The following is a 23,698-nucleotide window of genomic DNA, read 5'->3' as shown; positions in this document are numbered from 1 at the left end:
TACGCATAACAATGAAAACAATGATATCTACCCTTGCAATGACAGCTTTGCTGAGCACAGTCTCCGCTTGCAGCAACGAATTTGGCGACCCTATCCTGACGCAACGCGATTGGGACGGCACGAGCACTTATTTCAGTCCGACGGATGAAGCAACGTTCGGCACTTATTACAAACCTTACGTGGGCTACGTGGGCGACCCGATGCCTTTCTACGACCCGGTGGAGGGTGACTTCAAGGTGATGTACCTTCAGGAGTACCGTCCTAATCAGGAAAGCACGTACCACCCCATCTGGTGTGTGCAGACCGATGATGCCGCTCACTACACGTCGATGGGCGAGCTTATCCCTACGGGGACGGCTGCCGAGGCTGACGCTGCCATAGGAACGGGAAGTACGGTGTACAACGAGGCCGAGGGACAGTACTATACTTTTTATACGGGGCACACGGCCACGCAGGAGGTAGTGATGTATGCCACGTCCGAGGACTTCCGCACTTGGACGAAAGACCGCACGTTCCGCCTGGCGGGAACTGACTATGGATATAGCCGCACCGACTTCCGCGACCCCTTCGTGTTCCAGGGTGAAGACGGATTGTGGCACATGCTGGTGTCGACCACCAAGGATGGCAAGGGCTCGCTGGCGGAGTTCACTTCGTCCGACCTCCGCACGTGGCAGCACGCCGGTGTATTCATGACGATGATGTGGGACCGCTTCTATGAGTGCCCGGACCTGTTCCGCATGGGCGAGTGGTGGTATCTGGTCTACTCGGAGAAGCACAGTGCCATCCGCCGCGTGCAGTACTTGAAGGGGCGCACGCTGGACGAACTGAAGGCGACGACTGCGGGCGATGCCGGGCTGTGGCCCGACGACCACGAGGGCTTTCTGGACTCGCGCGGCTTCTATGCCGGAAAGACGGCTTCGGACGGCGTGAACCGTTATATCTGGGGCTGGTGTCCTACGCGCGAGGGGGGTGACAATACGGCCGTGGGCGCGTCGCCCAACGAGCCTCAGTGGGCCGGTAACCTGGTGGCGCACCGCATCGTGCAGCACGAGGACGGTACGCTGACGCTGGGCGCCGTCGGAGGCATAGAGGCCAAGTATGGCACTGCCGTCGATGTGCGGGTCGTGGCGCAGAGCGAGCAGGGTGTCAGCAGCGACGCGGAAGGTTATACGCTGACCGATAATGCTTACCTACTGTTCAACCGCCTGAATGTACACAACCGCATCGAGTTTACCGTCACCACCGCATCGCAGACCGACCGCTTCGGCCTGTCGCTGGCGCGCGGCACTGATTCGGAAAAGTATTATAGCATCATCGTCAATCCCGAAAGCGATACGCGGCGCAAGCTGAACTTCGAAGAGGAAGGCCCCAGCGGTATCGGCTTCGTGAATGGAATTGACAGCTATACGTTCAACACGCCCGCCGACGGGGTATATCATATCGTGGTCTACACCGACAATTCCGTCTGCACGGTCTACGTCAACGACAATGTCGCCTACACGAACCGCATCTATGGTACGCAGAAAAACTGCTGGTCGGTCAACTGCTACAACGGCTCTGTCCGGCTGACGGATATACTGGTGAGTTGCTATTAAAGTCAAATATTCCGGGACAAAAGTTTGTTTTATAGGATAATATGCTTATTTTTGCCGTGAGGGGAGGACAAGTCTTCCCCCACGGATTAAATTAAGTTATATTCATTCACTTTAAAATTTAATTGCTATGGCAACTAAAGACCCGACTCAGAAGGCGAAACTGCCTTTGCGCGCATTGCCGCTGTCATTCACCACCGACGAGACAAAAGATTATTACCTCCGGCCCAAACTGCAAAAGTGCCTCACGCTGGACGACCTGGCTGCCGAGGTGGCCGCGCTCAGCACGCGGCAGGAAGACCCGGAAGACATTGCCCGCACGGGCCGCCAACTCTTGCAACGCATGATGTGGTACTTGTCGTCCGGATACAGCATCACGCTGCCTGTGGGTTACTTCCGTCCCACCGTTCAGGGCGTATTCATCGAAAGCGAGCTGAACACGGCACCCGACCGTGAGCGGATGACACTGGGTGTGGCGTATAGCATGAGCAAAGAGATGCGCGAAGCATTGAGCGATGCAGAGATTGACGTCGAAATCCTCAAGTCGGCGAGCGGTCCGCAACTGTACAGCGTAGTCAGTGCGCAAGACGCGCAAAACCCCGAAGCGGTGACCCGCGGAGAGGGTGTGCCCATTGCTGCCGGACAAACCTGCATCATCAAGGGCAAGAACCTGAAGGTGGGAGGCGAAGGCGACGACATCGGCGTGACCATCACGCGTGTAGATGGCTCGGACGGCACTTCGTACTTCTTCCCCGTAAACAAGCTTTATCCCAACACCAAGTCGCAAGTGGGCTTCGTGCTGCCCGCCGACGCACCCGAAGGGAGTGTGTGGAGCGTGAAGCTGTGTACGCAGCTTTCTAATAATGGCAGTTTCGTGCTAAAAGAACCACGCGTCGTGGTAATGGATACCAACTTTGTTGTCGGCGAGGAGTCTACGGATATTCCAGGCGGCAGCGATGACGACGATAGTGGTCAAGGCACCTTCGGATGACAACTACTTGCTTTACGTAGCGAGACGCGAAGCGTAGCCTTCGCGACCCGCGAAGCGAGGCTTTCGCGCTCCGCGAAGTGAAGCCTTCGCGCTCCGCGAAGTGAAGCCTTCGCGCTCCGCTACGTAAATTATGCCATCCCAGCCCGCCCTCCCTGTCATGTTGAGCGCAACGCAGCGCAGTCGAAACATCTCCCTAACGCATAGTGAGACCCTTCGGCTAGGCTCAGGGTGACAAGCGGTGCAGGTTTTCACTACCGCCCGCCCTCCCTGTCATGTTGAGCGTAGCGCAGCGCAGTCGAAACATCTCCCTAACGCATAGTGAGACCCTTCGGCTAGGCTCAGGGTGACAAGCGGTGCAGGTTTTCACTACCGCCCGCCCTCCCTGTCATGTTGAGCGCAGCACAGCGCAGTCGAAACATCTCCCTATCGCATAGTGAGACCCTTCGGCTTCGCTCAGGGTGACAAGCGGTGCAGGTTTTCACTACCTGCCGCCCTCTCTGTCATGTTGAGCGTAGCGCAGCGAAGCCGAAACATCTCCCTAACGCATAGTGAGACCCTTCGACTTCGCTCAGGGTGACAAGCGGTGCAGGCATACAAACCAATACTAATAATAGAAAACTAATATTAACAACTTAACTTAATCCAACATGCACTTATCTAAAAACAATCTCCTACGCACCGCAAGAGCCATCTGCCTTGCCCTGCTGTTCTGTCAAGCTCCGCAAGCTTGGGCAGACGACCATCCACAGCTCACCGTCCGCCACTTGGCACGCGAGCACAACCTCATCAGCATACACAACGCCCCGACTTTTCTCCTGCTGCCCGTCCAAGACAGCGCCCCCGAGGCCAAGCTGACACTCATCAGCAGCGACAACCGCGCGGCCACCGAAACGGTCAACGTCCGCCTGGCGCGTGAACATACCGACTACTACGTGCCCCTCGACCTCTCGGCCTTTCTCGGCACAAACGTCACCGTCGACGTGCAAGGCATGCCCGCCAACTCCAGTTGCTGGAAGTCGCTCCGCCTGTCCGATACCTTCGACACCACCAACCGCGAAAACTTCCGCCTCCTATACCACCACACGCCGCTCTACGGATGGATGAACGACCCCAACGGCATGTTCTACCTCGACGGCACGTGGCACCTCTATTTCCAATACAACCCGTACGGCTCCACGTGGGGCAACATGACGTGGGGACACAGCACCAGCACCGACCTCGTGCACTGGAAGCACGAGCCCGTCGCCATCGCGCCCGACGCCCTCGGCTCCATCTTCAGCGGCTCGTGCGTGGTCGACAGCAATAACACCGCAGGCTTCGGCCCTGGCGCCATCATCGCGTTCTATACCTCGGCCAAAGCGACGCCCTGGGGCGACAGCCAGTCGCAAAGCATGGCATACAGCACCGACGGCGGGCGCACCTTCACCAAGTATGCTGGCAACCCCGTCATCACCTCCGACCGCCCCGACTTCCGCGACCCCAAGGTCTTCTGGTATGCTCCCGCCCGGCATTGGTGCATGATATTGGCCGTGGGACAACAGATGGAAATCTACTCGTCCCCCAATCTCCGTGAGTGGAAGAAAGAAAGCTCCTTCGGCCTGAAACATGGCGCGCACGGCGGTGTGTGGGAATGTCCCGACCTGGTGGAACTGCCCATAGAAGGCACCAATGAAAAGAAATGGGTGCTCATCTGCAACATCAACCCCGGCGGCCCCTTCGGCGGCAACGCCACCCAGTACTTCGTCGGCACGTTCGACGGCAAGCGCTTCACGAACGAGTCTCCCACCCGTACCAAGTGGATGGACTGGGGAAAAGACCATTACGCCACGGTGACCTTCAGCAACGCCCCCGACGGGCGCACCGTCGCGCTCGGGTGGATGAGCAACTGGCAATACCAGGCGGTCCTGCCTACCAGCCAATACCGCGGTGCCAACACCTTGGCACGTGAACTCTCGCTCTACCGCAGCAACGGCGAACTGCTGCTCCGCTGTGCCCCCGTGCGCGAGATGGAGCAAGCCCGCGGCGATGCCCGTCGGTTCCCCCCGTTCACCTTCCGCGAAACGCACGACATTCCCTCCCTGCTCGACGACAACCGCGGCAGCTATGAAATCGAGCTCGAGCTTCGCAGCAACGGTGCCGAACGCATCGACATCATCCTCTCCAACGACCGCGAGGAAGAATTGCTCATGTACTATGACGTCACCCGCTCGCAGTTCGTCATGGACCGCAGCCGCAGCGGCCTGGTCGACTTCAACGCCGACTTCCCCGCCATGACCGTGGCTCCCGCCTCGTGCGACGGCACCATCCGCCTGCGCCTCTTTGTCGACCGCTCCAGCATCGAAGCCTTCGGCAACGGCGGCGAGTTCGTCATGACCAACCGCCTCTTCCCCTCCGCACCCTACGACCGCCTGGCGTTCGCTTGCGGGCGCGGCAGCGTCAAGGTAACCAAACTAAACATTTATCGCATCAAGTAACAAAGAATTTATGGCACACAGATGACACAGATATGGCAGATGACCGCAGATGTCTCTGTCTTTCTGGTCAGACACCGTTCATCAGCTATAAAAAAATCTGTGCACATCTGTTCCATCTGCGTTATCTGTGTGCTACATCCACTAATCACTCATTCTATCGTTATGAACACCAAGACCAATATATCCAAACTTCTGCCCATCATGCTCTGCTTCTTCGCTATGGGCTTTGTAGACCTGGTAGGCATCGCATCCAACTACGTGAAAGCCGACCTGGGCCTGACCGACTCCGAGGCCAACATCTTCCCCTCGCTCGTCTTCTTCTGGTTCCTTATCTTCAGCGTGCCCACCGGCATACTGATGAACCGTATCGGCCGCAAACGCACCGTATTGCTTAGCCTCGTGGTCACCGCCGTGTCGCTCGCGCTGCCCATCTTCGGCGACTCCTACGGGCTGATGCTCGCCTCATTCTCGCTCCTCGGCATCGGCAACGCGCTCATGCAGACGTCGCTCAATCCCTTGCTGTCTACCATCATCAGCGGTGACCGGCTCGCGTCGTCCCTCACCTTCGGCCAGTTCGTTAAGGCCATCGCCTCGTTCCTCGCCCCCTACATCGCCATGTGGGGTGCCACGCACGCCATACCGGACCTTGGGCTCGACTGGCGCGTGCTCTTCCCCATCTACATGGTGATTGCCGTGCTCGCCATCCTCTGGCTCGGCGCCACGCCCATCGCCGAGGAGCAGCCCGACCGGGCTTCGGGCTTCGTCGCCTGCCTCCGCCTGCTGGGCAACCCGTTTATCCTGCTGTGCTTCCTCGGCATCATGTGCCACGTGGGCATCGACGTCGGTACCAACACCACCGCGCCCAAGCTGCTGATGGAACGCCTGGAACTGACGCTCGACGAAGCTTCGTGGGCCACGTCGCTCTACTTCATCTTCCGTACGCTGGGTTGCCTGAGCGGCACGTTCATCCTCTCGCGCTGCTCCTCCCGCTCCTTCTTGTGGGTCAGCGTGCTGATGATGCTGGTAGCCATGATTGGGCTGTCTGTATCCGACGTGCACTACATTATCTATATCTGCATCGCCTTCATCGGCTACGGCAATAGCAATGTCTTCTCCATCATCTTCTCGCAAGCCCTGCTGGCCATGCCTCAGAAGAAGAACGAGATTTCCGGCCTGATGATCATGGGCCTGTTCGGCGGCACCGTCTTCCCCCTGCTGATGGGCTTCGCCAGCGATGCCATCGGCCAACTGGGTGCCGTGCTGGTGATGACCGTCGGCGTGCTCTACCTCATCGTCTATGCCGCCCGCATGAAGAAAGTTTAAACCACAGATTACACGGATAAGTAGATGTTGAAAATTAATTTATATGCTGTGTGCCTGTCATGTTGAGCGTAGCGAAGCGAAGTCGAAACATCTCCCGAAAAACACGATTCCCTTGGGCAGTGCATGTAGTGAGATTCTTCGACTACGCCCTACGGGCTTCGCTCAGAATGACAGATACATCGTTAGTATAAATAGTATAAACTAAATAGGAATGATTACTTATAACCACCGATGACCACAGATGTATCTGTCACCCCGAGCATAGTCGAGGGGGCTCACATAAGGCTCCCTCATGCGTTGCCTGAGATGTCTCGACAAGCTCGACATGACAGGCACCTATTAAATAATCCGTGCCAATCCGTATCATCCGTGTCATCTGTGGTTAATCCCGCTAAATGAATCATTTTAAAACCGTATATATTATGAACCATATCGTAGTAGGAATGGGCGAAGCACTCTGGGATGTGCTGCCCGAAGGAAAGAAACTGGGCGGAGCACCCGCCAACTTTGCATATCACGTATCGCAATTCGGCCTCGACAGCCGTGTGGTCAGTGCCGTGGGCAACGACAAGCTCGGCACAGAGATTCTGGACAGCTTCCGCGACAAGGGGCTGAACGGCATGGTGGAAGTCGTGCCTTATCCGACAGGCACCGTGCAGGTGACGCTGGACGACGCCGGAGTACCGTGTTACGACATCAAGGAAGGCGTGGCTTGGGACAACATCCCCTATACCGTATCGCTCGACGGCTTGGCCCGGCAGACACGCGCCGTCTGTTTCGGTTCGCTGGCTCAGCGCAGCGTGGTGTCGCGCGAGACCATCAACCGCTTCCTCGACACCATGCCCGACGGCGAGGGCCAACTGAAAATCTTCGACATCAACCTGCGCCAGAATTTCTACACCAAGGAAGTGCTTTGCCAGTCGATGCGCAAGTGTAACGTGCTGAAGATTAACGACGAGGAGCTGGTGACCATCAGCCGCATGTTCGGTTATCCCGGCATCGACCTGCAAGACAAGTGCTGGATACTTCTGGGCAAGTACGACCTGAAGATGCTCATCCTGACCTGCGGCGTCAACGGTAGCTACGTCTTCACACCCGGCAGGGTCTACTTCCAGGAAACGCCCAAGGTCGAGGTGGCCGATACCGTCGGCGCGGGCGACTCGTTTACCGCTGCTTTCGTTTCAGCCATCCTGAAGGGGGCGCCTGTCGAAGATGCCCATCGGTTGGCAGTCTGCACGTCCGCCTATGTCTGCACGCAGAATGGGGCCATGCCTCTGCTGCCCGCCGAGTTGATAGAGATGTAGTATGAAAGAGGGGGAGGGGCGTGCCACCTGTCAAATGGGTTCCCCTCTCACTTTTTTTCTTCTCCGTCTTTCTTTTCTTGGTTTTATTCTTTACATTTGCGGGCGACAAATGCTTGAATAAATATCATGAAACGACTGATTCCTTTTCTCATATTCTTCCTTTGCTTCCTGCTTTTTTCCTGCGGACAAGAACGTCCACGCTACGTCATTGGTGTATCTCAGTGCAGTGACGATGAATGGCGTCATCAGCAAAACGCAGAAATCGTGCGTGAGGCGGGCTTCTACAAAGACCTGAAGGTGGTCATCCGCACAGCCAAAGACGACAGCAAGCGGCAAGCCGAGGATATTCGCCGTTTCATTCACGACGGGATTGACCTGCTGGTGGTTTCACCCAACGAAGCAGAGCCTATCACGCCTGTTGTGGAAGAAGCATACGACCGGGGCATCCCAGTAATTGTGGTCGACCGCAAGATTCTTTCTGACAAATACACGGCTTATATTGGCGCCGATAATTACGGCATCGGTTATTCCATCGGCAACTACATAGCCAACATTCTTTCAGGGAAAGGTTCTGTCATAGAGATTACCGGATTGTCCGGCTCCACGCCTGCCATCGACCGCCATGCCGGTTTTATGAAAGCCATCAGCGCTTATCCGGAGATTCGTCTGCTGGCCGTGGCCGACGGAGGCTGGTTGCGCGACAAGGCGGAAATGAAAATGGATAGTCTGCTGGATGACTATCCGCAGTTTGATGTGCTTTATGCACACAACGACCGCATGGCTGACGGGGCATATGCGGCAGCTCTGAGCCGGGGGCGGGAGAAAAACATTCGTTTCATCGGGACCGATGCTCTTTCGGGCGAAAGCTATGGATTGGAGAGTGTGTTGGCCGGCAGGCTGAGCGCTACGTTCATTTATCCGACAGGGGGTGACGAGGTGGTGGAAACTGCCATAAAAATCTTGACAAACCGTCCGTTCGAGCGGGAGACCAATATGAACACATCGGTGGTGGATAGTACCAACGCTCCCATTATGCAACTGCAGACTGCACATATCACTGCCTTGGACGAAAAAATCGAAACGCTGAGCGGACGTATCAATCATTATTTGGAGCAGTATGCTACTCAGCAGATCATTTTGTCAGTCAGTTTGGCTGGGTTGCTGTTGCTGATAGGGTTGTTGCTGGTAGTTTATCTCTCTTTGCGGGCTAAAAGCCGTTTGAATAGAGAGTTGTCCCGCCAAAAAAGGATGTTAGAGGAACAAACACGGACTTTGGAAGCGCAAAAAGGCACTTTACAGCAGCAGAAAGACCAATTGGAACAACTGTCGCATGAGTTGGAAACGGCGACTCATGCCAAGCTGGTCTTTTTTACCAATGTCTCTCATGATTTCCGGACACCGTTGACACTCATTGCCGACCCGGTGGAGCAGTTGCTGGGTGATGCTTCGATCAAAGGACAGCCCCGTCGGATGCTGGAGCTGGTTCGCAAGAATGTGGGCGTGCTGTTGAATCTGGTCAATCAGATACTTGATTTCCGTAAGGTAGAGAACGGACGTATGGATTTGCATTTGGCACCGTTTGATTTGCGTAAGAACTTCTTGCTTTGGAATGAAGCGTTTCGCATTACTTTGCACAAGAAGCACATCCATTTTTCATTTCAAGTGGTGGGAGATGACGATTTCTGTACGATGGCTGATGCCGGGAAGATGGAGCGCATCTATTTCAATCTTTTGTCTAATGCCGTAAAATATACACCGGAGAAAGGAGAAATCACGATACATTTGACCGACAAGGAAGACTGTTACGAACTTTCAGTATTCAATTCCGGCAGCTACATTTCTCCGGAAGAAGCAGAGGCTATCTTCGAACGTTTCTATCAGGCAGAAGGCAGTTTGGCCGGGACGGGAATAGGATTGGCACTAGTACATGCGTTTGTCGAGATGCAGGGTGGCCATGTCATGGCAAACAGCGACGAGAGAGGAACTACGTTTGTGGCCACATTTCCCAAACGCTCGTTGCTTGTCTCGACGGAAGATGAAGCGCACGAGCTTGTATCTGCATCCTTCACAGATATGGATACGGACGATGATGATTTGCAGGAAGAACCGGCCAATCCGGATGCTCCTGTCATCCTGGTCATAGACGATAATGCCGATATTCGTAATTATGTTTCCTCGTTGCTGGCCAAGGACTATCGCGTGCTGACGGCTTCTGACGGAGAAACGGGGCTACGCCAGGCGCAACGCTTCGTGCCGGATGTGGTCATTTGTGATGTAATGATGCCGAAGATGGATGGCATCGAATGTTGCCGTCGTTTGAAAGCAGAAGTTACAACTTGCCATATTCCGGTGATTTTACTGACAGCTTGTTCTTTGGACGAACAGCGCATACAAGGATATGACGGTGGTGCTGATTCGTATATTTCTAAGCCTTTTAATTCTCAGCTTCTCTTGTCGCGGATACGGAATCTGTTGGACAACCGTTGTCGCATGAAGCAGTTTTTCACTGACGGGCAGTTGCCGGAGAGAGGAGATGTGAACGATATGGACAGAGATTTTGTTTCCCGTTTTAAAGCGTTGGTGGAAGAGCGGATGAAGGATTCGTCGTTGAACGTGGAAGAATTGGGGCATGAAATGGGCATGAGCCGCGTGCAACTTTATCGTAAGCTGAAGTCGCTCACTAACTTTTCGCCTAACGAACTGTTGCGCCGCCTACGTCTTCGGAAAGCTTCTTCTTTGTTGCTGACGACAGAGATGAGCGTATCTGAGGTGGCCTATGAAGTGGGTTTCTCCTCGCCCTCTTATTTCACGAAATGCTATAAAGAAGAGTTCGGAGAGAACCCGACCGGGAAACGGAAAAAGTAGTTGAAGGAACTCCTATTTAATTTTCAACCCCGGTATCAGCGGCTTGACGTCTGTCATGATAGAAGAAGCAGGGATAAGCCCAGCCGTATGATGCCGGATGTCTTATCCCTGCTTGTTCAAGAGCATGCGTGGCCGGGTTTATTTGTACGACTCGGCATATACGTTCACAATGTCTTCGTCTGTCATCTGCACGCGGTCGCTGCTGAACATGATTCCCATCACTTCACGGGCATTGCGCATCAGGGTGCCGAATTCGGCGGGCGTTATGCCGTAGTCAGACATTTTCAGGTCTGCCACGCCGCAGGCTTCTTGCAGACGGGTCAGCGCTGTCAGGAAGTCTTCAGGCTTCGTCGCCTCGGGCATTCCCATCGCTTGCGCCATGCGGACGAAGCGCTCGTCGCATCCATGATGTTCGATGAAGTACTTATAGTAGGCTTTGCTGACCATAATCAGCCCCGCACCGTGAGGCAAGGCCGGATGATAGGCCGACAAGGCATGCTCCAAAGCATGTTCGCTGGTGATGAGCGTCAGACACATGACAGCTCCCGACAGGCTGTTGCCGAAAGCTACCCGTGTGCGGGCTTCCAAGTCCTGGCCGTCTTTCACAGCGCGCGGCAGATATTCGGCAATGTTGCGGATAGCTTCCAGGGCATACATGTCGCTCATCAGGTTAGCCCCTTTGGCGATGTAGCCTTCGGTGCTGTGGAATAGGGCGTCAAAACCTTGGTAGGCTGTAAATGTGGGAGGCACGCTGGCCATCAGCTCGGGGTCTACAAGAGACAGGATAGGGAAGAGCGTTGCATCTCCGACAAATGCCTTTTCATGCGTGTCTTCTTTGGTAATGACACCCGCGTTGTCTGTTTCTGACCCGGTTCCTGCCGTTGTCGTGATGGCGATGATGGGCAGAGGTTTTACGGCAATAGGTTTCCCTTTGCCCGAACCTACCGATACATAATCCCACAACTCTCCCTCGTTGGTTGCCATGACGGCGATGGCTTTCGTACAGTCCATCACACTGCCCCCACCCAGGGCTACCAGGAAATCGCAACCGTTTTTACGCGCAGCTTCTGCCCCCGCATTTACATTGCTTACGGTCGGATTGGGCGCTACACCGTCGAATATCGTTGTTTCTACTCCTGCTTTGCGCAGTTGTTCTTCCGTGCGTGCCAAGTAACCGTTTGCACGGGTCGACTTGCCGTTGGAGATGACAATCAGGGCGCGTTTGCCCGGCATCGGTTGCTCGTTCAGTTGGTTCAATACACCGGCCCCGAACATCAGGCGGGTCGGAACATACATGTCGTAAATAAGATTTGTTTCCATACTTGATGATTTAAAAGTATATACATCCTTTTTCTGCGGCAAAGGTAGTCTGATTTCTCTCCGAAGACTATAACTGACTTACGGATAAATGTAACCAAATTACAGATTCTTGGTTTCACATTGTCTCATTCCCGCCGTCGGATAACTTTGCGGAAGTCTTGCACGATTTGTTGGCCCATGTTGACAATCGTACTGTCTACCTTGTGGATTTCTACAGGAGTGACCGCGTTTTTATATTTCGCTTTTCCGATGCCGAATTTCATGTCGTCCAGATTGCCACGGATATTTAGCCCGAATTTGATGGGAATAGGTGATTTAAGTACAGAGATGTGGTAATCGAAATTCATGTCCAAATCCTGTGTGCCACCTACGGCCGCCCGATAGCGGTCTATTTGTACGACAAAGGGATAAACAGTCACGTTTCCGTTCTGTACACTGATGTTGACGGCGATGCTGTCTATCAGGTTGCGTTTTTTGTTCTTAAAGAAGAACTTCTTGGATATTTCAGCAAAAGTCTCTCCATCCATCAATACCAGACTGTCACCTTCCAAGTGAATGGCCGAGCGTAGTGTCGGTATTTTCAAATTCAGGCAAGAGTCCACATACGTTTCGGCTGCTACGTTGAAGTCAACTACCCCTTCGAACGAACGCAACATGGGCACGATACTGTCCAATGAAGGGATGAAGTCTACCAACTTTCCTATATTTACCCGATGCAGTTTAAAATCGAAACCGGCGTAGCCGTCAGATGCTTGTTGGGCTCGGTAGAGCAGGGTAGTGTTCATGGTGGCTCCCAGTCCTTGCATGCTTAGTTCTTGCAGGTGTACAGCTTGGTCGCGTATGTCTACTTTTCCCTGCACTTTCTCAAACAACATTTTACCGTAGCGTACGCGGCGAAGATTGGTTTGCAGCTCGAAGTCAATGTTTTTCGGGATGACAAACAGCTTCAGGTCGGCAGGTAAGGTGTCTGTTTCGGCTACCAGTGTGTCTTGCGGGAAAGACATGGAGCGTATCAGTTGGTTGCAATTCAAATTGCGGGAGCTTAACGACAATTTGGCGCGTAAAGTCTTGTGATGTTTCATGGCACCATAAAGATCATAGACTGCGCCGCTGGCTGTCAGGTCCGAACGTCCGATGCGTAAAGTCGCATTACGCAGGGTGATAGCACGGTCTCCCACTGTGAGAGACGTCCTTTTCATTTGTACGGGCAAGGCAAACATCGGTGTGCGGACAAGCAGATGGTTGAAACCGACAATGCCTTTCGGTATCCACAGCGAATCACGTAGCTTTTCTGCAGTTATGCCAATGCCGGCTTTGTCCATGCCCATTTGAGTAGTGCCCATGCGGCAAAAAAGAGTATCAGCTTCCAGGGCCAGTCCTATTTGTGGCTTTTCGGGATTGTGTTTACTCGGCTTCAGCTCTATGGTAGCAGCGCTTTTCCCGCAGAATACATTCAGCGAGTCGCTCATTGATGCCTTCAGACGGTTCATTTCAAGCTTACATTCCATGTGGGCAATGCGGGTTGTATCTTGTGGATTGGTCGTTTTTACTACTGCGTTCAAACTTTGTAAGTCAGAATTTAGACGGCGTGAACGTAAAGTCAAGTTCTTCACTTCGGCCTTGGCTCCTAAAACTTCGTTGCCGATGAAACTGAGCGAAGCATCCGACGTAAAGTCAAATGCTTTATTTGTATCTCGTAGGAACAAATCTGTCATGGCTATATCTCCTTTAACTTTGATGCGGCCAATGTCTTTTTTCTTTAATGAAGAAAGGCGAGTGTGGAGGCGCAACTTGGCGTCCAGTTTACCGCCCATGCTGATGCCTTCTTGCAAGGGAAAGGTTTGAGCCAAAGCTGTGAGATCTATGGATGATTCGGTGTGGAAATCTATGACTGGGTCATGAAGCAAGTCAGTTATTTTTGCATCAGCCAGTATGTCTGTGTGTGCTCCTTTGAACTGTAGGATTTTTAAGTCTGCATAAGACGGCTGTTGGCGCATCAAGTCCAGTTGCCCGTAAAAGTCTGCTTTGAAATTGTCTACGCCATAAGGCAGCCGGTCATATTGGGCTGTTACATTATTCATCTGTACTTTCAACGTAACGAGCGGCATCTTTTGTTTTCCGTACAATCCTTTTAAAGTACCTTCCAGTAAGACTTCTCCTCCAGCTTTAACTTTTTCTTTCTTGAGGATGCTTTCGGGAATCATGTGCAATACAGTTTCTATGGAAGGGGCGTGCAGGTTGTAAGCCAGATCCACATGGATGGCACGGGCTGTTGTATCCCGTTGCAACGTTCCTTTAACGTCCAGCTCTACATCATTGATGTTTAGTCGTGTGTCGTGTAGTGATAAACTCCGGTCACTTCTGTTCAATTCAATATCGGTGTATAGGTGGGTGGCGATGCGGTTGGCCAGTAATTCGCCGTTTTGCCAGAAAAGTATATTCTTGTTGCGCCAATCCACTGCCAGCATTGAATGACCTTCTTGCCATTGGGCTTTCAGATTCAGGTTGACGTCCCAGAGGTTGGCAAATACGTTGGTTTCTCGGTCATCAAAGGTCAGTGAGGCATGGCGGATTACTATACGTCGTACGTCTATTTCGCGGATGAGGCGGGTGGTGTCTGTGGTTATAGTGTCAGTCTCTGTATCCGTTGTATCTGTCTTTATGATATCCCAATTGGTACGTCCGTCATAATGCTTGTAAGCATAAAGCTTGGCACTGTCCAGGGCGAGACGATAGACGGTCACCTTTTTCTTTTCCAAATAGTCGATGGGGTTGATGACGAGTACTGCTTTCTTAAAAGAAACCAACGTGTCACTCCTTTCCCACAGTGTGTCGCGTACGGCTTTCGAGACCAACGTCCCGTCAGTCAGTTTCAGTCCAAAACGAGGGAATGTGGAAAAGAAGGTCAGTTCCACACCGTCCATATCCAACTGTGCATTCATGTTCTGGTTGGCTGCTTTCAGCACTATGGGGGTTAGTTTTTCCGGACTAAATATGAAATTGATGAGAAGAGCGATGCTTCCGGTTAATAGGATTATCAATGAAGCGATAACGACGGCACCGATACGGAGCGTTTTTTTGATAGATGTATTCATATCTTTTTAAAGTTAAATCGAGTTGGTGAGGCAAAAGTAGCGATTATTTTTGCAAAAAACATTTCGTTAAAGAAAATCTCTGTAAAAGATTTGCCAATCCCGGATGAATGTGTAAATTTGCCAAGAATTGTAATGTATGCTTTGCAAAATGGCAAATGTCATCAAACACCGAGGTATCGTGAAAAACGTAGAAGGCAATCTTCTAACAGTACGGATTGTGCAGACGTCTGCTTGTGCGGGATGTGGCGCAAAGGGCTATTGCTCGTCGGCAGATGTGCGTGAGAACCAAGTGGAAGTGCTGGCTTCTGATGCTTCTGCTTACCGCTTGGGCGATGAGGTGTGGGTGATGTGCGAAATGTCGGTAGGTAGGCGTGCTGTCTGGTGGGCCTTTGTTTTTCCGTTCCTGATTTTATTACTGTCTCTTTGTTTATTTTTGTCGTTGGATTGGGGTGAGTTGTTGGCGGCCGTATTTTCATTGCTTTTGTTAGTCCCATATTATTATATAATGTGGCTTTTCCGAAAACGGCTGGAAAGGCAGTTCTCTTTCTCGATACAGCCTTTTTCTCCTTGATTCTGCTATTCCGAGTACTCCCGTTTCTTATCCTTTACTGATATCCATTGTTCGAATCTTAATCTTCAAATTCATGATGAATGCAATTCTGATAGCTGTAATATCATTGGGCGTTATAGCCATGATACTGGGGGCAATATTGTATGTTGCTTCCAAAAAGTTTGCTGTGTACGAAGATCCTCGTATAGCCCAGGTAGCGGCGGTGTTGCCTCAAGCTAATTGTGGGGGGTGTGGCTATCCCGGTTGCAACGGTTTCGCTGCTGCTTGTGTAAAGGGTGCTTCATTGGATGGAAAGCGATGTCCGGTCGGTGGCCAGCCTGTGATGGACCAGGTCGCTGCTATTCTGGGATTGAAGGCAGAGGAGAGTGAACCACTGGTGGCTGTGGTCCGTTGCAATGGGACTTGTGCCAATCGTTCGCAATTGAATGTTTACGACGGAGCGCGCACTTGTGCCATCATGTCCTCTTTGTACGAAGGTGAGACGGGATGCAGTTATGGTTGTTTGGGGGGTGGCGATTGTGTGGATGCCTGCAGTTTTGGCGGGCTTCACATGAATCCGGACACGGGGCTTCCCGAAGTAGACGAGTCTGTGTGTACTGCTTGCGGAGCATGTGCCAAGGCCTGTCCGCGTAACATTATTGAAATTCGTCCTCGCGGGAAGAATGACCGTCGTGTTTATGTTCGTTGTCTTAATCAGGACAAGGGGAGTGTGGCTCGTAAAGTTTGCGCGGTGGCTTGCATCGGATGTGGAAAATGTGTAAAGGCCTGTCCGTTTGAGGCTATCAGCATGGAGCATAACCTGGCTTATATTGACCCGCACAAGTGTAAGCTGTGTCGTAAATGCGAAGATGTTTGTCCACAAGGTGCCATTGCTGCCCTTCATTTCCCGCCGCGCAAACCGAGAGAAGCGGAGCCGGCCAAGGAATTATCAGAAATGGAAGCTTGAGACGTAAAGAAGAAATAAACGAATCAGTATAAACTATATGTGGAAGACTTTTTCAATCGGTGGAATCCATCCACACGAAAAGAAACTTTCAGCCGACCGTCCCATAATGCCTGTGTTGCCTTCCGGGCAAGTGGCCATTTTGTTGGGGCAGCACATCGGGGCGCCTGCCAAACCTTTGGTGTCCAAAGGCGACAGGGTGAAAGTAGGTACCAAGATTGCCGAACCGGTGGGGGTGGTGTCTGCCGCCATACATTCGTCGGTCAGCGGTTGTGTGAACAAGATAGATGCTGTGATCGATGCCAGTGGTTATCCCAAACCTGCGGTGTTCATTGATGTGGAGGGAGACGAATGGGAAGAAGGTATCGACCGGAGCGATACGTTGGTTAAAGAATGTAACCTTACGGCAGATGAAATCGTAGGGAAGATTGCCGATGCCGGTATCGTGGGCATGGGAGGAGCCTGTTTCCCCACTCATGTCAAGCTATGCCCTCCTTCTACTTGTCGTCCGGAATGTCTTATTGTCAATGGCGTGGAGTGCGAACCTTTTCTGACGGCCGATCACCAGTTGATGTTGGAACATGCCGAAGAAATTATGGTGGGTGTCTTTATCTTGATGAAGGCAATAAGGGTTAACAAAGCTTTTGTCGGCATCGAGAATAATAAGCCGGATGCCATCCGCCTGATGAAAAAGGTGGCTGCTGCTTATGTCGGCATTGAAATCGTACCGTTGCAAATGAAATATCCGCAGGGCGGGGAAAAGCAGTTGATTGAGGCCATCATGGGGAGGCAGGTGCCGGCCGGTGCCTTGCCGGTTTCTGTGGGGGCTGTCGTGCAAAATGTATCTACCGTGTTTGCTGTCTATCAGGCTGTGCAGAAAAACAAGCCTTTGTTCGAGCGTGTCGTGACAGTCACTGGCGATGGGTTGAGCAATCCGTCTAACCTGTGTGTACGGATGGGCACTCCGGTTCGCCAGTTGGTGGAAACCTGCGGGGGACTGCCCGAAGACACGTGCAAGGTGATATGCGGTGGCCCCATGATGGGAAAGGCTTTGGTCAATCTGGATGTTCCCGTCAGCAAAGGCACTTCGGGCATCTTGTTGATGGGTGGGCAGGAAGCCCGCCGGTCGGCTGTACAGCCCTGCATCCGTTGTGCCAAATGTGTGGCCGTTTGCCCGATGGGGTTGGAACCTTATTTGCTGGCAACCGTGTCGGCTCACGGCGATTTCGAGCGGGCGGAGAATGAAAACATCCTGTCGTGCATCGAGTGCGGTTCGTGTCAGTTCACTTGCCCTTCCCATCGTCCTATCTTGGATTATGTCCGGTTGGGCAAGGCAAAAGTTGGTGCCATGATACGGGCTCGGAAAAAAGGCTGATGCCTTCCGGACAAGGGCCGTCTTTCTTTCGGACACGAAGGATGCTTTCCCCGGGCACGGGCCGCGGACTTACCGGATGTCGAGGAATGAGGCCGTGTTTCGGGAATGATTTTTGGATTAAATCGCGTTTGCGCGTTTGTTTGAACTTAATTATGCAAAGTCTTATATGGAAAAGTTTGTTGTATCCCTGTCGCCTCATGTTCACGGAAAGGACAGCGTGAAGAGAAATATGTATGGCGTGCTGTTGGCTTTGTTGCCGGCATTCCTGGCATCGCTGCTTTTTTTCGGGATAGGGGCACTTGTCGTAACGCTTACTTCGGTAGCTGCTTGTGTGTTTTTTGAATGGGTCATAGGAAAATACATTTTGAAACAAGCGCATACTACCATAGCCGATGGGTCTGCCATCATAACGGGTGTGCTGTTGGCTTTCAATCTGCCTTCCAACCTGCCTGTGTGGATTGTCATGGTCGGGGCACTGTTTGCCATCGGTGTCGTAAAGATGTCGTTTGGCGGATTGGGGTGTAACTTGTTTAATCCGGCCTTGGCCGGACGTGCCTTCCTGCTGTTGTCGTTCCCGGCACAGATGACCAGTTGGCCGGCTCCCGGACAGTGGCTGACCTATGCCGATGCAGTGACAACCGCTACTCCTCTGGCTGTGATGAAAGGTGCTGCCGGCGGAGTTCCCGGCATGTCGTTAGACCAATTGCCGGCTTCTTTCGGCCTGTTCTTGGGCAACAATCCCGGTTGCATCGGCGAGGTCAGTGCGTTGGCTCTCTTATTGGGTTTTGCCTATTTGTTGTGGAAGAAGATAATCACGTGGCATATTCCGGTCTCCATCCTTGTCACGGTGTTTGTATTGACGCAAGCCATGCATTGGGTCGACCCGATGAAATATGCCGATGGCATCACACACCTCTTGACGGGAGGCTTGTTGTTGGGAGCCGTTTTTATGGCTACTGACTACGTCACTTCGCCCATGAATCATCGCGGCATGTTGTTGTATGGCGTCTGCATTGGCCTGCTGACGGTTGTCATCCGTCTTTTTGGCTCCTATCCGGAAGGCATGTCGTTCGCCATTCTTATCATGAACGCTTTTACTCCGTTGATTAATACCTATGTAAAACCAAAACGCTTTGGGGAGGTAGCGAAAAAAAGATGAAAAAACTCGAATCGTCTTTAAAGAACATGTTGCTGGTGCTGACAGGGGTGACCATCGTGTCCGTGGCGCTGTTGGCTTATGTGAACCAGCTTACGGCCGGGCCTATCGCACGGGCCGAGGCGCAGGCGTTGAGTGACGCCGTAAATGCAGTAGTTCCAGGTTTCGACAATGACCCTATAGCCGAAAAGAAAGTGCAGACAGTAGACGGCGTTGAATATGCAGTCTATCCAGCCATGCAAGGAGAAACCTATATAGGTGCGGCTGTAGAAGCTTCTGCAATGGGGTTTGGTGGAGAATTGCGTGTTTTGGTAGGTTTTGATGCCGAGGGAAACATCTTGGACTATTCACTCTTGTCACATTCCGAAACGCCAGGACTGGGCTCGAAGGCGGCAGATTGGTTCAAGACCGGCCACAAGGGAGACATTACCGGGATGAACCCGGGGCATGCGCCGCTGGCTGTCACGAAAGATGGCGGGCAGGTCGATGCCATTACCGCTTCTACCATCACGACGCGGGCCTTTCTGGCGGCCGTTAATGCAGCCTATGCAGCTTACGCGGGACAAGAAACGGCAGACGGGGCCACGGGGGCTTCGCAGCATGTAGAACATCATACAGAGGAGGATTGATTATGAATAACATGAAAGTACTGATAAACGGGATTGTACGTGAAAATCCCACCTTTGTGCTCTTGTTGGGCATGTGTCCCACGCTGGGCACTACTTCGTCCGCCATCAACGGCATGGGCATGGGACTGGCCACGATGTTCGTGCTGGTATGTTCCAACGTAGCCATCTCGGCCATCAAGAACCTGATACCGGACATGGTGCGTATCCCTTCGTACATAGTGGTCATAGCCTCTTTCGTCACGCTGCTCCAGATGGTGATGCAGGCTTATGTGCCGTCGCTCTACAAAACGTTGGGACTGTTCATCCCCCTTATTGTAGTCAATTGCATTGTTTTGGGGCGGGCCGAAGCCTTCGCAGCCAAAAACAGTCCTCTGCCTGCATTTTTCGACGGTTTGGGCATTGGGCTGGGATTTACTATCGCTTTGACCCTGTTGGGCAGCGTGCGTGAGCTGTTGGGCACCGGCAAAGTTTTTGGTTTCACCCTTTTCCCCGAAGATTATGGAGTCTTGTTCTTTATCCTGGCACCGGGTGCCTTCATTGCATTGGGCTATTTGATAGCTATTGTCAATAAGCTTAAGCGTAATGAAGCAAAGCGATAAATGGCAGATGACTGTTTGCCGTTTGCGAGTGCAGGATTTTGCCTTTTCTGATTTTCGGTTAAAAACAAAAATGATATTATGGAATACCTATTAATCTTTATTTCGGCCATCTTTGTCAACAACATAGTTCTGTCTCAGTTCTTGGGCATCTGCCCGTTTTTAGGAGTTTCCAAGAAAATCGATACGGCTTTGGGCATGTCGGCTGCGGTAGCCTTTGTGCTTACATTGTCCACCTTGGTTACATACGTCATCCAGAAATTTGTGTTGGATGCTTTTGGCCTTGCCTATTTGCAGACCATTACTTTTATTTTAGTCATTGCGGGGCTGGTACAATTGGTAGAGATTATCCTGAAGAAAGTGTCTCCGGCACTTTATCGGGCTTTGGGCGTCTTTCTGCCTCTGATTACCACCAATTGCTGTATTTTGGGTGTGGCCATCCTTGTCATTCAGAAAAACTTCGATTTGTTGACAGGGGTCATTTACGCCTTTTCTACGGCGCTGGGATTCGGCTTGGCGTTGGTACTCTTTGCCGGTCTGCGCGAACAAATGCGCTTTTCCGCTATTCCAAAAAGTATGCAAGGCACTCCCATAGCCTTGCTGACAGCCGGGTTGTTGGCCATGGCATTTATGGGTTTTTCAGGAGTGGATAAAGGATTATCGGCTTTGTTTGGCTTATAAATCGCGATTTTTTTCAAATTTTAGATAGATTGTGAATTTAAATCCTTACATTTGTGCCGTCAATACGTTGAGACAAAGAAAAGATATAACATAGCGTATGAAAGAAAGAATCTTGGTTACAGGGGGTACGGGCTATATAGGTTCGCACACTGTGGTAGAACTTCAGAATGCAGGTTATGAGGTGGTTATCGTTGATAACTTGTCCAATTCCAGTGCAGATGTGGTTGATAATATAGAAGCCGTTTCCGGTATCCGTCCCGCTTTCGAGAGACTGGATTGCTTGGATTATGCAGGTTTGGAAGGCGTATTTGCCAAATATGCCGGAATCAAGGCCATCATTCATTTCGCTGCCAGCAAGGCTGTGGGCGAATCTGTACAGAAACCGTTGCTTTACTACCGTAATAACATCGTTTCGTTGATCAACCTGCTTGAATTGATGCCGAAATATGGAGTAGAAGGCATTGTGTTCTCTTCGTCTTGTACGGTTTACGGTCAGCCGGACAAACTTCCGGTTACCGAACAAGCGCCGATTAAGAAAGCAGAGTCGCCTTATGGCAATACGAAACAGATTAATGAAGAGATTATACAAGATACCATTGCTTCCGGATCACCTATCAGTGCTATTCTGCTGCGCTATTTTAATCCGATAGGGGCACATCCGTCAGCTCTGTTGGGAGAACTGCCCAATGGAGTGCCACAAAATCTGGTGCCTTACATCGTACAGACCGCTATCGGTATCCGCGAGAAATTGAGCATATTCGGCAATGACTATGATACGCCGGACGGAACGTGTATCCGCGATTATATAAATGTAGTAGATTTGGCTAAGGCGCATGTTGTAGCCATTGCCCGTATCTTGGAAAAGAAACAAAAATCCAAGGTAGAAGTATTCAATATCGGTACGGGTCATGGCCTTTCGGTGCTTCAGTTAGTACAGGCTTTCGAGAAAGCCACAGGTGTAAAGCTGAACTATCAGATGGCGCCCCGTCGTGCTGGTGATATTGAAAAAGTCTGGGCCGATCCTACACTGGCCAATACAGAGCTGGGGTGGAAAGCCGATACGAGCATTGAAGACACTTTGCTCTCTGCTTGGAAGTGGCAACTGAAGCTTCGTGAAAGAGGCATACAGTAATTGGAAAATATTTTTAGTAAAATAAGAAGAAATACCGAACAAATGCTTCCCCGCATTTGTTGGTTTATATGCAAACCTGAGTGTGCGATGCCTATGTGAATATCCATTGCATGCATTTTGCCCCATGGCAAAAACAGGTAATTTGCATAGTAGTTTTGTCGTGTTTTATTTTGTGTTTGTGTTGTGAATAAGCTTTGTCGAGAGACAGAGCTTATTTTTTTTGTTTTCGTTTGAACGTAACCTTTTGAGGGCAGCGGATATTCTGGGGCAGTAGATTTTTAGTGGGGATAAGCATATAAGTTTGCAATACGGAATAAGAAGAATTTCTTGTTAGCAACTTCTCTGAGATTTAAGTCTACAAATTGAAAAGAATCATTTTTACGGAAAGGGAGAAATAATTTTTTCTTTCAAATTAACGTGAGTTCGATATAAAGATTAAAATTATTCGTTTGAGAATTAGTAACATAGCGATAAAATCTTTAAATTTATATTGTCCAATTATAGCATTTAAGCGATTACCACTATGTTCTCAGAGACTAAAGTTACGGAGAATCTGTGGAATATCCGACGAATTATGGCAGATTAACGCAATATGATCTGTGAATTAAGTAGTTAGGAGAAAATTACGGAAGTTGGGAAAAGGGTGAAAACCGTTTCTAAGCGGATTGAAGCAGAAAGACGGTTTCCAAGTCATTACCCGACGAAAGTGCAGATTTAACAGTCGCCGTTTTATTTGCTGTGCTCTGCGTAGATTTACTTATCAAGGTTTAACTCGTTGATTTATAGTTTTACAACCCAAAAAGAACGAGTATGGCAAGGAGCACATTTCGTGTGCTGTTCTATGCGAACGGCAGCAAGGAAAAGAACGGAATTGTCCCCATCATGGGACGGGTTACAATCAACGGGACGGTGGCGCAGTTCAGTTGCAAGTGGGCATCCCAAAGATATTATGGGGACGCAAAGGGAAACCGTGTCAAGAGCAAGAACGTGGAGGCGAGGGAAACGAACCTTGCGCTCGACAACATTAAGGCGCAAATCATCAAGCACTACCAACGCATATCCGACCGTGAGGCGTTTGTGACGGCAGAGATGGTGCGCAACGCCTATCAGGGCATAGGCGGCGAGTATGAAACGCTGCTCAAGGCCTTCGATCGTGAGAGGAAGTATTCAAGAAACGTGTCGACAAGGACAGGAAGATGGCGACCTATCAATCAAGAGTAGGGCAAGGAGCTATGTGGCGGCATTCATCAACTCATTCTACAAGCGCAGCGACATGTCGATGCTGGAGCTTACGCCCGACTTCATCAAGGAGTTTGCGGTTTATTTCTCCACGGAAGCGGGATTGCGCAACGGCACGATATGGGAGAAGTGCATGTGGCTGAAAGGCGTGGTGATACGTGTGCACTTCAACGGACTGATACCGAGAAGCCCGTTTGCGCAGTTTTACATCAGCCCGAATGTCAAGGAGCGTGAGTTTCTTATATCTGTATTCTGTTTTCAAAGATAAGCATAAACTGGTTCATAATCAATCCCCAGTTTGAAATAGGCATCGTCCATTTCTTCTCAATCTCCATAAGTGAAAGATACACGGTCTTTTTGACGGCATCATCTGAGGGGAATGAAAGCTTTGATTTGGTGTACTTTCTGATTT

At 51.3% G+C, this 23,698-nt stretch carries 16 protein-coding genes and 2 pseudogenes; 15 read left to right on the top strand and 3 right to left on the bottom strand.

The window, feature by feature from the left end:
* Positions 1-11 precede the first annotated feature (11 nt).
* The 6 genes from M3090_RS05190 to M3090_RS05165 all read left to right on the top strand — a co-directional run bounded on the left by M3090_RS05190 (position 12) and on the right by M3090_RS05165 (position 10,549).
* Positions 12-1,595: a glycoside hydrolase family 32 protein gene (locus M3090_RS05190; RefSeq protein ID WP_249054355.1), complete on the top strand. Its 1,584-nt coding sequence runs from the start codon at positions 12-14 to the stop codon at positions 1,593-1,595.
* Between the two features lie 127 nt (positions 1,596-1,722).
* Positions 1,723-2,583 (top strand): DUF4469 domain-containing protein, encoded by an 861-nt coding sequence (locus tag M3090_RS05185; RefSeq protein WP_249054354.1) that lies wholly within the window; start codon positions 1,723-1,725, stop codon positions 2,581-2,583.
* Positions 2,584-3,230: 647 nt separating this feature from the next.
* The gene (locus M3090_RS05180) at positions 3,231-5,057 is read left to right on the top strand and encodes a GH32 C-terminal domain-containing protein (protein WP_249054353.1); all 1,827 of its coding nucleotides are present in this window, start codon (positions 3,231-3,233) and stop codon (positions 5,055-5,057) included.
* A 162-nt stretch (positions 5,058-5,219) separates the two neighbouring features.
* Positions 5,220-6,380, top strand: a complete 1,161-nt coding sequence (locus M3090_RS05175) for an MFS transporter (protein WP_249054352.1) — start codon at positions 5,220-5,222, stop codon at positions 6,378-6,380.
* A gap of 422 nt (positions 6,381-6,802) precedes the next feature.
* A complete protein-coding gene (locus M3090_RS05170; RefSeq protein ID WP_249054350.1) occupies positions 6,803-7,684 on the top strand; it encodes a carbohydrate kinase family protein in 882 nt (293 codons plus the stop codon).
* Positions 7,685-7,810: 126 nt separating this feature from the next.
* Positions 7,811-10,549 carry a substrate-binding domain-containing protein gene (locus tag M3090_RS05165; protein ID WP_249054349.1) on the top strand — a complete coding sequence of 913 codons (2,739 nt, stop codon included), beginning with the start codon at positions 7,811-7,813 and terminating at the stop codon, positions 10,547-10,549.
* Positions 10,550-10,687: 138 nt separating this feature from the next.
* Here the strand turns inward: M3090_RS05165 and M3090_RS05160 are convergent, their stop codons facing one another.
* Both M3090_RS05160 and M3090_RS05155 read right to left on the bottom strand, forming a co-directional pair.
* A complete protein-coding gene (locus M3090_RS05160) occupies positions 10,688-11,869 on the bottom strand; it encodes an iron-containing alcohol dehydrogenase (RefSeq protein ID WP_249054348.1) in 1,182 nt (393 codons plus the stop codon).
* A gap of 125 nt (positions 11,870-11,994) precedes the next feature.
* On the bottom strand, positions 11,995-14,964 hold the full coding sequence (locus M3090_RS05155) for an AsmA-like C-terminal region-containing protein (protein WP_249054344.1): 2,970 nt from the start codon (positions 14,962-14,964) through the stop codon (positions 11,995-11,997).
* Positions 14,965-15,112: 148 nt separating this feature from the next.
* On the opposite strand from M3090_RS05155, the gene M3090_RS05150 reads away from it, so the two are divergent.
* The 9 genes and pseudogenes from M3090_RS05150 to M3090_RS05110 form a co-directional block, all read left to right on the top strand.
* Entirely contained in the window at positions 15,113-15,535 is a 423-nt protein-coding gene (locus M3090_RS05150) for a SoxR reducing system RseC family protein (RefSeq protein ID WP_249054454.1), read from the top strand.
* Positions 15,536-15,611: 76 nt separating this feature from the next.
* Entirely contained in the window at positions 15,612-16,481 is an 870-nt protein-coding gene (locus M3090_RS05145) for a Fe-S cluster domain-containing protein (RefSeq protein WP_249054453.1), read from the top strand.
* A gap of 37 nt (positions 16,482-16,518) precedes the next feature.
* Positions 16,519-17,853, top strand: coding sequence for an electron transport complex subunit RsxC (gene rsxC / locus M3090_RS05140; RefSeq protein WP_249054343.1), 1,335 nt, complete (start codon positions 16,519-16,521; stop codon positions 17,851-17,853).
* 166 nt (positions 17,854-18,019) lie between these two features.
* Entirely contained in the window at positions 18,020-19,012 is a 993-nt protein-coding gene (locus tag M3090_RS05135) for an RnfABCDGE type electron transport complex subunit D (RefSeq protein ID WP_249054342.1), read from the top strand.
* The gene (locus M3090_RS05130) at positions 19,009-19,638 is read left to right on the top strand and encodes an RnfABCDGE type electron transport complex subunit G (protein ID WP_249054339.1); all 630 of its coding nucleotides are present in this window, start codon (positions 19,009-19,011) and stop codon (positions 19,636-19,638) included. Before M3090_RS05135 ends, M3090_RS05130 begins: the two co-directional genes overlap by 4 nt.
* A 2-nt stretch (positions 19,639-19,640) precedes the next feature.
* Positions 19,641-20,237: an electron transport complex subunit RsxE gene (gene rsxE, locus M3090_RS05125; RefSeq protein WP_249054336.1), complete on the top strand. Its 597-nt coding sequence runs from the start codon at positions 19,641-19,643 to the stop codon at positions 20,235-20,237.
* 78 nt (positions 20,238-20,315) lie between these two features.
* Entirely contained in the window at positions 20,316-20,915 is a 600-nt protein-coding gene (rsxA, locus tag M3090_RS05120) for an electron transport complex subunit RsxA (protein WP_249054334.1), read from the top strand.
* A 97-nt stretch (positions 20,916-21,012) separates the two neighbouring features.
* Complete coding sequence (gene galE, locus M3090_RS05115) at positions 21,013-22,047, top strand: UDP-glucose 4-epimerase GalE (protein ID WP_249054333.1); 1,035 nt, start codon at positions 21,013-21,015, stop codon at positions 22,045-22,047.
* 810 nt (positions 22,048-22,857) lie between these two features.
* A pseudogene (locus tag M3090_RS05110) lies at positions 22,858-23,527 on the top strand (phage integrase SAM-like domain-containing protein); the annotation flags it as partial.
* Here M3090_RS05110 and M3090_RS05105 read toward each other — a convergent pair.
* A pseudogene (locus tag M3090_RS05105) lies at positions 23,526-23,698 on the bottom strand (IS256 family transposase); the annotation flags it as partial. The pseudogenes M3090_RS05110 and M3090_RS05105 sit on opposite strands and share 2 nt — an antisense overlap.

This window comes from Bacteroides sp. ET71 (assembly GCF_023336905.1).
GTDB lineage: Bacteria > Bacteroidota > Bacteroidia > Bacteroidales > Bacteroidaceae > Bacteroides.
Note: the sequence above shows the minus strand (reverse complement) of the source record. Positions and strands in the feature narration are given on the sequence as shown.